This window comes from Bradyrhizobium sp. Crot121, assembly GCF_059512385.1.
On sequence record NZ_JCAMOR010000007.1, the window covers coordinates 121,836 to 136,316 of the forward strand.

A 14,481-nucleotide genomic window follows, 5' to 3' on the forward strand; every position below is an offset into this window, starting at 1 on the left:
ACTCGTTATTCCCAGATCCTTACGCCTTGGCACTTACCTTGGCGGGCAGCTTTTCCGTGGCCCGCTTCGGCTTCTCCGCTTCCAGCGGCGCGCCGAGCAGTTGCGTAGTCACCTCTTCCAGATAGGCGGCCTGCGATTTGGTTTCGCGGTCCGCGAAACCAAACCGCTCGCGGGCGATACGGTGCATGCTATCGATCTCCGCGATATGTTTCTGCGCCTTCAGCGAATGCGTGACGCTTGCGGCGTGGCGACGGTGGATGTTGAGAGGATCGGCGACGTAAGCGACCTTGGCGCCTCGCGTGCCGAGCGCCTCCAGATAGATGCGCCAGTCGCCGGCCATGCGAAGGTCGCGAAGGTCACCGCGGCAGGCTTCGAGCGCGCGCAACAACGCCTCGCGGCGCCACAGTACCGAACTGACGTTCAGGATGGTGTTCTTGACACCGAGGTAGCGGGTCACGAAATCGCGGCCGTCAAACACCTCGGTCCGCGACAATGCGCCGGGCTCAATGGTGGCGTAATACGGTTTGTAGCTCGCATAGAGATGGGAGCCGTCGGCATCGATGGATTTCGAGTCGCTGAAACCGAACGCGATGTCGGGATCACCATTCATCAATGCGAGCAGGCTTGAGAGGAAGGTGGGCTCGGAGAGATCGTCGGCTTCGGCGATCCAGAGGAACTCGCCCCTCGCCATCTCCGCCGCTTTGGCCCATTGCGCGAACACGGAACCGGAATTCTGCTCGTTGATGACGAGTGTGAGATCGCGCTGGCGCTCGTCGGCGAGCTTCATGATGACGGAGATGCTGTCGTCGGAGGAGCAGTCGTCCAGCACGATGATCTCCTCGACCGGATGGTTCTGGTCGAAGATAGTGTAGAGCCGCTCCGGAAGACAATGCGCGTAATTGTAGTTGGGAACCGCGACCGAGATGGTCGGCAGCGAAGGAACCGCAAGCCGGAGCAGATCGCGGACATAGTCTGCGAACGCGAATTTGGTCTGGATGATCTCGGTCATGCGGTTGCGCTCGGGCTCAGATGGCGGCCGACGCAGGAAGTTCTCTACGGCTTGCGCCATCGCCGGCACGTCGCAATACGCCACGACGCGGCCGACATTCTCCTTGAGAAGGAAGCCGGGGATGCCGCCGGAGTCCTGAAAGGCAACCACGGGCACGCCAACGCTGAGCGCCTCCAGCGCCACCGTCGGGAATGGATCCTCGCGCGAGGTCAGGGCGTAGATATCGGAAGCGGAATAGAGCGCCTGCATGTCGGAACGAAAGCCGGCGAGATGGAAACGGCCGGTGGCCTCGGCGCGCTTGATTTCAGGCCCCAACCATTCCTGCAGGCCGGGATCGATGCCGCCAGCCCAGCAGAAATGGACGTTCGGATGCTGTTGCCGAACCAAGTTCCAAACCTGCAGGAACAAATCGAACCCTTTGCGCAGGTCGGCATAGCCGACCCCAAGCACCATCTTGTCGGTGGGGGCGATGCCAAGCTCCTTGCGAACCAAGACGGCTTCCGCCGGCGCCGGCTCGATCTGCTTGTAGCTGCCTTGCGCGCGGATCATGAATCGCCCGTCACCGGCGTCGAGCTTGAGCGCTTCCACCAGCCTGTCGCGGACGAATTCGGAGGCGAACACGACGTGCTGTGCGTTGCCGATCGCCATCCGTGCAACGTCCTCGAGATTCTTCTCGCGAAGGATCCGCGGCAGTTCGTGCACCAGCGAAATGGTACGAAAACCCATCTCGGCGAGGAACTTGGTGGCGCGCCCGCTCGCCGAAGTGTTGGCGATCGCGGCCGTGAACCCCTTCTCCCGGAAGTGCCGCAAGGTCGCCGGGATTTCAGAGGCCTGCTTGAGAACGGTGAGTGGAGCAACCGACGCGTATTCGGCCTCCATCGCGCCGCCCTGCAGCAATAGATACTCGACCTCAATGTTGAAGGCGCTCCGCAACGTCCTGCCGATATTGAGCAACAAATGCTGCGCGCCGCTCGGGAATGCATCGTGCCCGATCAGCAGAATCTTTGGCAGCGAAAGGTCGCGCGTCAGGCCGGTGGCCGCACGCGCGGTGGCGTTCAGGTACGCCGATCCGAAATGCAGGTCCGGCTCGAGATAGGCACCTTCGCACCACTCGTTCCAGGCATTGACGCAGACGAACGCATCTCCGAAAAACGTGTGCTTTTGCGCCTGCTCGACCAGAGTCGCCAGCCACGCCTCGTATTTCTGCGGCGTCGAGCCCTGGACCACCAGACCCGTGCCCTGGCGGCGCGCGTCATTGTCCCAGCTCGGGACGACCGTCTTGATCAGCGGAAAATTCGGGCGCGGCTCCTCGATGGAATATTTGGCGACGTCGTCGTAGCTGTAGATCTGGCCTGAGTAGGTATCGTCCAGGATCTTGGCTTCGGAGTTGACCAGCGGGACATATTTGGTGAGCTTATGCGGCGGAAACTCGATCGCGCCATCCATGCCGTTCGGAGCAGGATCGTAATCATCAAAGCTCTGGCTCATGATGATGATCGGATCTTCGTTGAACTTCTTCGCGAAAATGGAGCGCCAGCGCGCAATCACCTTGGCGGTGTCCGGAATGAGGCGCGGACGATAGATCATCAGGAGCGGCCGGCCCTGGATGCGGATGTAACGCTTGTCCTTGAAGTGCCGGTTGAAGTCCGACAACAAGCGCTCGTCGTCGTCGGCGAGATAGTCCTGCGAGATCAGGACCTCGCCTTCCATACCGTCCCAGCGCCGCGTCCAGTTCTCGTTCGCCCACATCAGGCAGAACGGCATGTTGATGTCGCGCGCCTTCAAGAACTGCTCGAGCGGCCTCTCCAGCAGACGCTTGCCGTTGAACCAGTAATAGTAATACACAAAGCCGTAGACACCCGCCGCCTGGGCGAGCCTCGCCTGCTTGCGCATGGTTTCGATGTCGCCGAGCGAGTAGAAGCCGAGATCGCGCGGGATCCGCGGCTGATAGTGATCCTTGAACCGCGGCACGCCGCGCGCGATGTTGGTCCATTCGGTGAAGCCGGTGCCCCACCATTTGTCGTTCTCAGGGAAGGCGTGAAACTGGGTCAGGTAATAGGCCAGGACCTTTGCACGCGGCTTGGCACTTGCGGGCAAGGGACGCAGTTCCTCGAACTGCGCGCTCGGCTTGGTGAAGCGCTTGATCTCGGCCGGGATAGTGGCTTCGTTTTCCGGCGGCGACGGATAGATGCCGTCCTCGTGCCGATGCTCCAGATAGTGCAGCAGCGGATTCTGGTCGGTCTTCCCCTTGAAGTAGCGCTGGATGTAAAATTTTGTATCGAACTCCGCCGACGGGTTTCGTCCTTCCTTGTAACCGTGGAAGATGAAGTGTTCGAACGGATCGACGCCGGCGGTCGCGACGTCCTGATAGGTCTGCAGATAGTAGTGCGCATCGAATTCCGGAATCGGGCTGAACGGACCGATCCGGTTTTTCAGATAGTGCGCGAGCGGACTCTCCTTCTCCGGTATGCCGTACTTCTCGCGATACCAGGCAGGCTGGAAATACGGGCTCGGCCGCCTCCCTTCGGGCTCGCCGATCGATGCATAGTGCAGTAGCGGCTGCACATCCACGTCCTTCACATCGGGATAGGTCGTGACGTACCAGATCGGATCGAAGATCGGATTGGGCTTGCGGCCTTCCTTGTAGCCATAGAGGAAGAAGTGCTCGAACGGATCGGCGCCGACGGCGATCACGTCCGGGTAGCTCGTCGCATAAAAGTTTTCATCGAACAGCCCAAGCCCCTTGAGCGTTCGCGCAGCATCCGTGAGATCGACGGCTGGTGCAGCCGGATCGGGCGAAGGCGGAAGCTCTGGTTGCTTGCTCACGGGCTCCTTGGCAGCCGCGCCGTTTATCTTTGCGACGCTTGTCTCTCCCTTGAGTTGAGCCCTTGCGATCGCACCGCGCCTCATCCGAGGCTCCTTTTGGCCGGCGTCGCGCGCGAGTTTCGAAAGAAAATCAGCCATCGTCACACATTCACTTCAGCGTTGAGCACTTTACGTCGCAAGCGCGAGATTAGCGCACTCTTTCTGTCTTCGATATGAAAGCAAGCTTCAGTTGTGCCCGAATTGTTGTTGTTGCTTGCCTCCTTTTGCATCTTTCCGCTCCAGAACGAACAACATCCTTCTTCATCGCTCAGTGTCCACCAACGTCAGGCCGATCGCCCTCAGGCGGCGCACTGCGCCTTCATTGTTCTGTCGCGCCGCCTGTTGATACCAATGCACCGCCATGTCCCTATCCTGTGCAACGCCGGCGCCCGACATCAGCGCGTCTCCTACCGCTAGCTGCGCTTCCGCCATTCCCTGCTCCGCGGCTTTCTGAAACCATTCGGCCGCCTTCTTCGGATCCGCTTCGCGGCCCTGCCCTCTTCCGAGCATCACAGCGAGGTTGTACTGCGCAACCGTGTGTCCCTGCTGCGCGGCGGATTCGTACCAGGTCACACCCTGAGCAACATCCTGGGCAACGCCATTGCCGGTGCAATACATGACGGCAAGCTGGAACTGCGCGGCCGCATTGCCTGCGCGCGCGGCCGCGGTCATCCAGGTCGCTGATGCTCGTGCATCATTCACGCCGCTGTTCGGGTCGGCAAATAGTAGCGCAAGGGTGTATTGGGCTTCGACATGGCCTGCTTTGGCCGCGCGCGTAAACCATGGGATAGCGCCTCGAACATCCGCAACCCCACCGAACTTGCCCATTTGCATCGCGCCGAGCTGGAAGGCCGCGGGCGCGTAGCCGGCTTCAGCAGCTTCGGTCAACAATGACTGCACCTGCGCAAGTCGGTCCGCCGAGCCATCGTGATGCAAGAGGAACAGCGCATAGGCGGTCTTGGCGTCAGGATCCCCGCCAACAGCGGCCTTGCTGAGCCATTCTCCCGCGAGCTTTTGATCGCGCGGAACGCCGTTGCCTGCGGAGTAGAGCCTGCCAAGCTGCACCTGCGCGGCGCTGATGCCGCCCTCCGAAGCGCGCTCAAACCACTTGATCGCGGTTTCCACATTACGTTCGACGCCGGAGCCGTTGAGATAGAAGATCGCGACGTTGAACGCGGCGGTGGCGTGGCCGTTCTCGGCCGCACGCTCGAACCACTTTGCGGCTTGACGAATGTTCGGGGAGACGCCGGTTCCGGTCGCATAGAAGCGCCCGATGAAGAATTGCGCCTGCACGTCGCCTCGCTCGGCGGCCTTCTCGTACCAAGTGGCCGCTTCCCGCAGATCCGGCTCGGCCCCTGCGCCGTGTGAATAGAACTCCGCCAACGCCTGGATCGCCGGAAGGTAGTCCTTGCGCGCCGCCTTGCGTAACGCGGTTTCGGCCAGATCGAGATCTTTGGTGACGCCCTTGCCGTTCAAGCGCAACAGACCGATGTTGTAGAGCGCGATCGCATCGTCATGCTTTGCCGCGCTCTGGAACAGGCGCGCCGCTTCGGCGGGAGCCTCGGGCATCCCCGCTCCCTTCAGGTTCATGAAGGCAAGCGCAACCTGCGCCCTCACATGATCCTGATCGGCGGCCCTGCGATACCAGATCGCGGCCTGCTCGAAATCGACGGGGACGCCCCGGCCCTGATAGTAGACATCGCCAAGCGCGAATTCGGCCGGCGCACACTTCTGCTCCGCCGCGGCCTGGAACCATCCGAGCGCCATCTGGAAGTCTTTCGTGCAACCCAGCCCTTCGCTGTACATGTTGCCAAGGACCGTCTGCGCCTCGGCTTTCCCGCCTTCCGCCGCAGCCGATATCCAGCGAAAAGCGGTGTCGACATCCTTCGCTACGCTTGTTCCGTGCGGGAAGATCAGATCTTGCACGTTTGCCGCTTCGTCCCCCAACCGAGCGGCGGACGACTGGTACCATGTCTCATGCCGATAAGGACCGAGCACCGGATTCGCCCCGTAAAGAAAGATCAGGCCGAGCTGAAATTGTGCATCGATGTTGCCGAGTTGAGCCGCACGCTCGTACCAGATCGCAGCATCCGGGACGCTTCTCACGACCCCCTCGCCCCTCGCATAAAGCATTCCGATCCGATAGCTCGCCTCGGCCTCACCGGCTTGCGCCGCGAGCTTCCAGAGCTTGAGCGCCTCCAAATACTGACCGCTCTCGTGTGCAGCCTTTCCGCGCTCAAACGGCCCTTCCTGGGAGAACGCGGAAGGCGGTCGAATCCACTGAAAGAGCGATCGCGCCGACAGTGTCATGGCTCGCGCATGGCCTCTCGAATGCCCTTGAGCATCCCGCCGAGCAGATACATTCCGACCGATCGGGTGCCGACATTGATATCGCCCGCAAGCGTCATTCCGGGGATCAGGCGGAAATTATGCGGCACGTCCTTGAAATTGGACGAGTCCACCGAACAACGCGCCTTGTAGTAAGCATATTCGAGCGGCTTTCCATCCTCATCCGTCGTAAACGCGCCTTCGCTGATCCAGCGCACTTTGCCTTCAGCCGTGCCATGCTCCGCGGCATTGAAGGCGTCGATCTTCATGGTGCAGGGATCGCCAGCCCGGATGAACCCGATATCCCGCGACGATATCCTGATTTCCGCTTCGAGCTTGGTATCGACCGGCATGAGTGTGATGAAGGGATCGCCTGGCTTGAGGACCGAGCCGACCGAAAGCCTTGCCATGGTCAGCACCACGGAGGGTTCGGCGGCGGTCCAGCGGACGAGATCCTGGTGCTTCTCCGCCTTGTCATAAGCCGATCTCGCGTCGTCGAGCTTGTTGCGCGTCGTGACCAGATCCTGGCTCAATTGCGCGAACCACTGCTGCTTGAAGGCGTCACGATCGGCGATCAGCGATCCCAGCGTATTTTGCGCCTCGATCAAGCTGTTATGGGTATTCTCCAACGTCCGCAGCAATTCCAGCCGGGTGTCCTGGGAGATGTACATGTTGAGCTGCGAGCCGGTACCGTGCTCGGCAAGCGTGGTGCGCATCGTTTCGATCTTCTGCAGAACCTCGTCGCGCTGCCGATACCTGGCATCGTCGCCGCGAAGCTTTTCGATCGTCGCCTGCGTCTGCTTGATCTTCGATTCAAAACTGTTGAGTTGGGCGGTGTATTGCGCCATCCGCTGATCATAGAGCGCCTTCTGCAGCGCCGCGTACTTCTGGTAGTCGGGGTCCGACTTGTCGGGGAACACCAGCGGCTGCTGCTTCAGCTCGGCCTCGTCGCGCGCCACTTGCGTCTCGAGGCTCGCGATCTGCAATTTCGCCTGGGTCAAATCCGCCGACGTAAAGGTCGCATCGAGCGTCGCGAGCAATTGTCCCGGCTGCACCTGCTCGCCTTCCCGCACGTCGATCGTCTTGATGATCGAGGGATCGAGCGCCTGCAAAACGCTGACCTGCCCGGCCGGCACAATCTTGCCGCTAATGCTGGTGATGACGCGATCGATCCGTGTCAGGCACAGAATCGCGACGATCGCAACCATGAACGCCGAAAGTACAAACAGGGTGGCTCGGGCAACGAGCGGCTCCGCCTCCTCCCGGATCGCGTCGGTCTCCGATTGGAATTGGCGAACGGTGGCAAGCGACGCTTGATTAGGAGACAAGGGTCGGGCTCCGGAAGTTCGGTCTATCGTTCCGGTTCGCGGGCACCAAATGCGTATTCTGCTGGTACCAAAGCGAACTGTAGATGTCGTTGCGCTCCAACAGCTCCTCGTGGCGGCCGATGTCGTCGACCACGCCGCGATTGAGCACCAGGATGGCGTCGGCCGATGTCAGCGACGACAGCCGGTGCGAGATGATGATCAGCGTCCGGCCATGCGCGATCCGCGAGATATTGGCGTTCACGATCGCCTCACTGTCGGCATCGAGCGCGCTGGTCGCTTCGTCAAGAATCAGGATCGGCGGATTGACGATCAGCGCGCGCGCGATCGCAAGCCGCTGCCGCTGCCCTCCTGACAGATTGGGCGAACCTTCATAGATTTGGGTTTCGTAGCCACGGGGGAGCTTGTCGATGAATTCCTCAGCGCCCGCTAGTCTCGCGGCCTTGACGATGTCATCGAAAGTCGCGTCCGGCTTGGCCGCGGAGATGTTTTCCCGGATCGTGCCGCTGAACAGGAAGTTCTCCTGCAGCACGACGCCGACGTTCCGGCGCAGATGGTCGACGTCGTATTCGCGAACGTCGATGCCGTCGATCTTGATCAATCCGTCATAGTCCGAATGCAGCCGCTGCAGCAAACGCGTGAGCGTCGTCTTACCGGAGCCGCTCTTGCCCATCACGCCAAGCGTGGTTCCCTGTGGAATTTCGAAGGAGATGCGGTTCAGCGTCGGTGAGACCGCGCCCTTGTATTTGAAGGTGACGCCGGAAAACTCCACTCTGCCGACAAGCGGCGAGCGGACGCCATGTCCGGAACGCCCCTCTTCAGCAGGCTGGTTGACCAGGTTGCCGACGGTGGCGACCGCGCTTCGCGCTTCGTCGTACTGATTGATAAGTTGTGCCATCTGCATGAGGGGACCCGACACGCGCTGCGACAGCATCAGAAAGGCGAACAGCGCTCCGATGACGACGGGATCATTGCTGACGAGCGCGAGATAAACGCCGAGCGCATATGAACCGCTTACCGCCAACCGCTCCAGCGGACGCACGACCGCTTGTATCGCGTTTCCGGTCATCCCTTCCGCAAGCCTGGCCCTGGAGACGCGCGCGACCAGCACGTCCCACATATGGCGCTGCCTCGCATCGAGCGCGAGCGACTTCACCGTCCGGATGCCGTTGAGCGTCTGAACCAGGAAGGCGCCCTGCGCACCTTCCGCTGCAAGGACGGCGGCCGATGCCTTGCGGTAAGTCGGCAACATCAAGATAAGCCATGCGACGATCAATCCCGACATCGCCAGGACCACCAAGGTCATGACCGGGCTGAAGAAGAACATGACAGGTAGGAAGAAGATCAGTGTCGTCGAATCCAGAATCGTGCCGAACAATTGCCCCATCAGGAAGGTGCGAATGCGGAACACTTCGCGGATGTCGCGGGCCACCAGACCGACTGCAGTCTGCTCGAAATAGTCGATGGGAAGATTGAGAACCCTTTCGAAGACGTAGGTGGATAGCTTCACGTCAAGCCTGGTCGTCAGGCGATGAACCAGAAACTGCCTCAAGAACGAGAACGTCGCCTCGAAAGCGATGATCACCAGCATTGCGAGGCACAGCACATAGAAGGTGTTGTATGCCTGGTAGAAGATCACCTTGTCCGATAGCAGCCGCCAGAACATGATCGGCGCCAAACCAAGAAATCCGAGGATCAGCGCGGAGATTGCGACGTCCCGAACCATCCGACGCTCGCGGAACATCAGCGCGGCCACGAGACCGAAACTGAACGGCTGCGATTCGTCGGAGATCTCGTAGTTGCGCTTGACCAGAACAACATCCCCGGACCAGATGTCCTCGAAGCGGGGCCGGTCGATCACGAGCAGCGCGTCTTCCGCAGCATTCGGATCCCTCAACACGATGCGCGTGTTGTTGGCATCCCCGTCGACCCGCAACAGCACCATATGGCTTCCGTTGCGCAGGCGGACGATGGCGGGGAGCGCCTTTTTCAAATGGGAAAGCCCGTCCCAATCGAGCTTGACGAGCTTCGCCCGCATGCCCGCCTTTTCCGCGCAGCGGACGAGTTGATCGGGCGTCACTTCCTGATCGGTCAGAAGGTTGTCTTTGATGAGCTGCGTTGAGGTGAGATGCAGCCCGTGCTGTCGAGCGACGATGATCAGACACTCGAGCGCCGACGGAGGCACAGGATCCGCATCAGTATTCTCGGCGACCGCTTGAATGATCATTAAAGCTCAGTCCATGTATCTGTTACGAGCGTCTGTTACGATCTTTTACGCACGCACCGCTGCGCGACCAGCGGCGCGCTGTTCTTCCACTAACATATATACAACAAAAACGACAGGAACACTAACATTTACCGTGATAGCGAACGCTCGCAGCCGTCGACTGCAGGTTGCACTGCCAGCCGAACCGGCGCCGTGATGAGCGTCTAGGCCGACGCTTCCTGAAAATTAAAGCCCGTTTCTAACAAAGTCCTCTGGATGCCCTCGCTATCGGCCTCGGGCATCAGCGCGAGCGCGCAAACCTCGAAGTTCTCCGTTGTTATCGACACGGTTGGAAAGCCCGCCATCAACAGCAGGTTGCCAAGGCGCTCGGCCGTAAATCCGGTACGATGGGCCATATAGACATGCCCCTCCTCGATGGCGCGCGAATGGCCGTAGAGCATGTCAAGCGGTCTGATCGGACCCGCCGGCGAATTGTAGGCGACGGCGGCAATCCCGCGCTCGACAATGAATTGAGCGACTGATTCGATATCCGGGCTTGTGATCAAGGCAAACCCGTCGGGTTTCAAGACCCGATGGAACTGACGCAGCGTTGGAAAGACCTCGTGCGCATAGAGATGCTCGAGCACATGCGACGACCAGACAGCATCGAATAATTGCGGCTCGAAGGAACCGCCGAGATCAAGGATTGAGCCGAGAACGTCCGGCTTGACTTCCGGATCGATGTCGAAGCGCACTTCCTCCCAACCTTGCTCGCCAACCATTCGAGCAATTCGGCGGGCAGGTCCCGGGCCGGAGCCCGCATTGAGCAAGCGCTTCATACTGGCGGACAAGACTGGTTCCTGACGCAATCGGACGAGGGTGAGAACAATACGAAATCAAGTGTAAACGACATCATCTGATCGATGTGGCCTGACAAAGGCGTAAATCGCACCTGGACTCATCTTCTGATCACAAAAGCAAAAGCCCCGCCGAAGCGGGGCCTTCACCAGCATAACCTTCAGCAGCCGAGTTAGAGTTTCGGCAGAGTGACGACCTGGTCGTTGAAGTGAAGATCTTCAACTCCGCTGACCGCAACCGTCTGGTTGTCACTGAAGTGGAGCGTATAAGTTGACGTGCTCGCATCAACGTCAATCTTGGTGACATCAAAGAAGGAACGATCCGCAAAGTCGACGGTATCGTTGCCGTTGCCACCAATGATCGTATCGTTCCCGGAGTGCGACTGGATGTGGAAGGTATCGTTGCCGTCTCCGCCCTGCAGCGTCGAGTTCGCACCCGCAGCGCCACCATAGAGCCAGATCTGATCGTTACCGCTGCCACCCTCGAAAACATCGCCCTGCACGCCGACCAAGGTGTCATTGCCGCTGCCGCCCGAAAGCGTGCTGTGCCCGGACGTGAGATCCCTGATCAGATCGTTGCCATCGCCGCCAACCAGCGACTGGGCACCGGTGCCAGCCAACAGGTAGTCGTTGCCGCTACCGCCATCCAGCGTGTCGTTGCCGGTGCCGCCATAGATGCTGTCGTTGCCGGCACCGCCAAACAGCGAGCTGTTGCCGTGTCCGCCGGTGATCAGGTCGTTACCGCCACCGCCATAGACCGTATCATCGCCACTATCGTGCAGGTGCACCGTGTCGGAGCCCTTCCCCATTGCAACGAATACGTCGTTGTCGGCACCGGTCACGTTAAGCGTTTTGCCGCCGGCGTCATCGAGGATGATCGCCTTCAGATTGGGCGTCGTGTCGACTGTCGTGGAGGTTTTAACGTCCAGCACCTGAATGGTGGGAGCGACCGGCCCACCGGCAAATGGTCCGGATTGAAACCATCCCCTGGTGCCATCCTCTCCCCCATCGTTGAACACACCGCTCTGCTCTAGCGAGTCGATCAATGCCGATCTGACACTCGATTCGATGTTGTTGCCGCTGTGGTGGAGAAATTGACCCAGCTCAGTCTTCGTCAAGTAGGTAACGGCCATGGTACCCTCTGGCAAGATTCCAAGATTTTTCACCGATCAGCTGACACGCCGGTCAGCGCCAATGTGCTGCAAGTTGAAGGTGCTACAACTACAACGAGAGTGAAGAGGCCTAGCTTAACCCGACACGACCATGTTCAATGTTAAGGTGCATCGCGCCGTTTGTTAAGCCATTGTTAGTCGCGCTGCACAATCGAAGTCAAGGATTAAATTCACGCGCGATTAACTCAGATTTGAGCTCAATGTCACGCCATTGTTAATCGCCGGGTCAGCGATCCGAGTCCGCCCTCGAAGGGCGCTTTTTCGGGTAATTTCGGCACAATCCGCGACTACAACCATACGGAATCTGCAGATGAGGTATGCGTGAAGATCAGATAGGCCATGATCGAACATCCCGGGAGATGCAATGAGGAAGCCAATTGTCGATATGCGTTAGGCAGTGATACTGTAATCGGCTGATTTTGCTTTTAAATGTGAAGATTCGTTAGTGTGGCGCCGCATGACCTCTCCCATACCGATGCGGAGGACCATTACTGTTACCCAGCGAAAAGGCGGGGTTGGCAAGACCACGATTGCGGTCTGTATCGCGGCCGAGCTGGCGCGCCGCGGTCATGACGTCGCGCTGGTCGACAGCGATCCGCAGCGCTCTGCCTCGCAGTGGGCCGAGCCGGGCAATCTGGAATTCCCCGTTTACGAAATGGCTCTCGAAGGCACCACCGTATCCGCCTGGGCCCAGGAGGTGCGAAATATCCAGGCCGGTCTCGTGGTGATCGACACCGCCCCGAACGCGCGCGAAATGGGTGCGTCGATCGCCCTGGCAAACCTGATCCTGGTCCCCTGCACCCCCTCCGGACTTGATCTCGACGCGACCGCACAGACGCTTGCCATCATCGATGCGGCACGCGAGCGCCGGCGCGATGCGATTAAGGTCATTCTGGTTCCTAACCGTCTCGATCGCCGCACCCTCGAGGGCCGACAACTGGTCGAGGAGTTGAACGAGTTCGGTGAGATCGTCGCGCCTCCCATCGCCAGTCGCTCAGCATTCGTCCGCTCCTTTACAAGCGGTCAATCGGTCGCGAGCTTCATGCCCGGAGACGCGGCGGATCAGGAGATCCAACAGCTCGCAGACGCAGTAGAATGGGCGGTTGGAGAGGACTAGCGCGAGTTCCACCACTTCCGCCGAAGCCGACGATCGCGCGCGATGTCTACGAAAAGCGTCCGCGATATATATGCCGGCCGCTCGGAGCGGGTTTGTACACGGTCAATCAAGCGTTCGGATCATTGCAACATCCAACGCCCGTCCCCGCAACAACGCTCAGCCGTGCCGGCAAGCCCTTTGGCTGCCGGAAGCCCCGCCATGGTGTTTGCGATTGTCGCCCCAGTGGAAGATCAGCTAGCTGCGGTCACGAGGGCTCAACAAGGATTGATCAGGCCTTGCGCGCCTGGCTTACGGGAAAGGCCTCGGCCGAAGCTTCTTCGAGCCGCATCTTCTCCAGCAGGAGATCCGTGACGATCTTCCGCAGCCGCTGGTTCTCGAGCGTGAGTTCCTCCAGCACACGGCGCATTTCATCAATCGTCGGCGAGTTGGCCGGCACCTTCCCTTCACCCGCAGGATCGGACGGAACGACCGCATCAGTCCTGCGCAGAGGCAGTTTCCGCCAACGATGAAGCGTCATCACGCTTACCCCGAGCGCCTTGCAAATCTCCACTTGGGAACTGCCCGCTCGCGCAAGCTCGTCTGCTCGAACGAGCTTCAACAATATCTCCTCGTGAGAGTGCTTCTTCATCTTCCCGCCTAAACGCGCTCGGGCCGGCAGCTAGCGGCCGGATCCGCCACCCGACATAGCCGAAGACTCGGCTCGAGCAGCATCACAATTATCATAAATACCCACAGTCAGAAACGAGAGGCGAAACACCGAAAGGGTCGCTAACGCCCTTGCTCCAGGTAGAATGTTAGTCATTATCCGCGCAAGCTAGCCGTTCGTGTTAGATGCGGTGCAACCTGATTTTCATAGCGGTAACCGCGTATCAATTTGACCTCGTTCGCCGGTCGTGTCGCGTGAAACCAACCTTCCGCTACCAGGATCATCACGATCCGAGCCCGCTTCCTTGATCGCTATTGGACATCATCGGCGCTCCACGGCAGAGCGCCGCAACAACGTTGTTTCGATCGCATCGCCACTTAACAGTCGAACCGCTCATATCCGATTGCACTGCGAGGTCAATTGAGCGAAGCGCACATTCAAGCGATTTCTTCCGAAGGCACCAAACAAATGGTTTCCTCCGAAGGGTCTCGAAGATCAGGATACCGCTGCATCAGGCCCAGAACTATCTCGGCCCATGACCCTGCATGGAATTTTCGGCTCACTTAATTCGAGAAGTATGAGCTGTTTTAACTATATGATACCCTAGTCAGGGCGGAACCGCGGGTCAACCACCAATGGATTCCCACCTCAAAATAAACACTACTGCGAGCATCGCCTTCATTTTTCCTCTAGCATTCCCGTAATCATCGTTCTGAACACTGCTATGTGATGGCCCTGTTAACAAAGCTCCACAGCCTTCTTTGATCTCTCTATCCGAGCGAGACGCTGGCCCGCCGACGCTCACGGACGCTTGAGCCGGCCTTCTCCTTCGATCTTATGATCGACTCCCGGTGCACAGGCGGAGCCAGGCGGCGTTCAAACTGTCCGGTTGCGCCCTCGCATTCACCACTACGAGAACGGAAACACGATCGCCGCGCCGTACGAGACTGCCCGCA

8 protein-coding genes are annotated in these 14,481 nt (G+C 59.6%); 1 reads left to right on the forward strand and 7 read right to left on the reverse strand.

Annotated elements, in window-relative coordinates; all coding sequences use genetic code 11:
* Window positions 1-19: 19 nt before the first annotated feature.
* From AC5ZGW_RS09800 to AC5ZGW_RS09825, 6 genes are all read right to left on the reverse strand, one after another.
* On the reverse strand, window positions 20-3,835 hold the full coding sequence (locus tag AC5ZGW_RS09800; RefSeq protein WP_245474661.1) for a glycoside hydrolase family 99-like domain-containing protein: 3,816 nt from the start codon (window positions 3,833-3,835) through the stop codon (window positions 20-22).
* A gap of 300 nt (window positions 3,836-4,135) precedes the next feature.
* Window positions 4,136-6,184, reverse strand: a complete 2,049-nt coding sequence (locus AC5ZGW_RS09805) for a tetratricopeptide repeat protein (RefSeq protein WP_130225303.1) — start codon at window positions 6,182-6,184, stop codon at window positions 4,136-4,138.
* Window positions 6,181-7,530, reverse strand: a complete 1,350-nt coding sequence (locus AC5ZGW_RS09810) for an HlyD family type I secretion periplasmic adaptor subunit (protein ID WP_028166703.1) — start codon at window positions 7,528-7,530, stop codon at window positions 6,181-6,183. Before AC5ZGW_RS09810 ends, AC5ZGW_RS09805 begins: the two co-directional genes overlap by 4 nt.
* Window positions 7,520-9,754: a peptidase domain-containing ABC transporter gene (locus AC5ZGW_RS09815; protein WP_028166704.1), complete on the reverse strand. Its 2,235-nt coding sequence runs from the start codon at window positions 9,752-9,754 to the stop codon at window positions 7,520-7,522. The genes AC5ZGW_RS09810 and AC5ZGW_RS09815 overlap by 11 nt, the downstream gene beginning before the upstream one ends.
* Before the next feature lie 203 nt (window positions 9,755-9,957).
* Window positions 9,958-10,572, reverse strand: a complete 615-nt coding sequence (locus tag AC5ZGW_RS09820; RefSeq protein ID WP_130225337.1) for a class I SAM-dependent methyltransferase — start codon at window positions 10,570-10,572, stop codon at window positions 9,958-9,960.
* Between the two features lie 191 nt (window positions 10,573-10,763).
* Window positions 10,764-11,723, reverse strand: a complete 960-nt coding sequence (locus AC5ZGW_RS09825) for a calcium-binding protein (protein ID WP_130225304.1) — start codon at window positions 11,721-11,723, stop codon at window positions 10,764-10,766.
* 514 nt (window positions 11,724-12,237) lie between these two features.
* On the opposite strand from AC5ZGW_RS09825, the gene AC5ZGW_RS09830 reads away from it, so the two are divergent.
* Window positions 12,238-12,879 carry a nucleotide-binding protein gene (locus AC5ZGW_RS09830; protein ID WP_028166707.1) on the forward strand — a complete coding sequence of 214 codons (642 nt, stop codon included), beginning with the start codon at window positions 12,238-12,240 and terminating at the stop codon, window positions 12,877-12,879.
* A gap of 268 nt (window positions 12,880-13,147) precedes the next feature.
* Here the strand turns inward: AC5ZGW_RS09830 and AC5ZGW_RS09835 are convergent, their stop codons facing one another.
* The gene (locus tag AC5ZGW_RS09835; protein ID WP_245474662.1) at window positions 13,148-13,396 is read right to left on the reverse strand and encodes a hypothetical protein; all 249 of its coding nucleotides are present in this window, start codon (window positions 13,394-13,396) and stop codon (window positions 13,148-13,150) included.
* Window positions 13,397-14,481 lie beyond the last annotated feature (1,085 nt).

What these genes read in the sequence shown, in the direction of transcription:
- AC5ZGW_RS09835 (WP_245474662.1), bottom strand. Translation starts at nt 13,396, where the DNA reads ATGACGCTTCATCGTTGGCGGAAACTGCCTCTGCGCAGGACTGATGCG.
- AC5ZGW_RS09805 (WP_130225303.1), bottom strand. Translation starts at nt 6,184, where the DNA reads ATGACACTGTCGGCGCGATCGCTCTTTCAGTGGATTCGACCGCCTTCC.
- AC5ZGW_RS09815 (WP_028166704.1), bottom strand. Translation starts at nt 9,754, where the DNA reads ATGATCATTCAAGCGGTCGCCGAGAATACTGATGCGGATCCTGTGCCT.
- AC5ZGW_RS09820 (WP_130225337.1), bottom strand. Translation starts at nt 10,572, where the DNA reads ATGAAGCGCTTGCTCAATGCGGGCTCCGGCCCGGGACCTGCCCGCCGA.
- AC5ZGW_RS09830 (WP_028166707.1), top strand. Translation starts at nt 12,238, where the DNA reads ATGCGGAGGACCATTACTGTTACCCAGCGAAAAGGCGGGGTTGGCAAG.
- AC5ZGW_RS09825 (WP_130225304.1), bottom strand. Translation starts at nt 11,723, where the DNA reads ATGGCCGTTACCTACTTGACGAAGACTGAGCTGGGTCAATTTCTCCAC.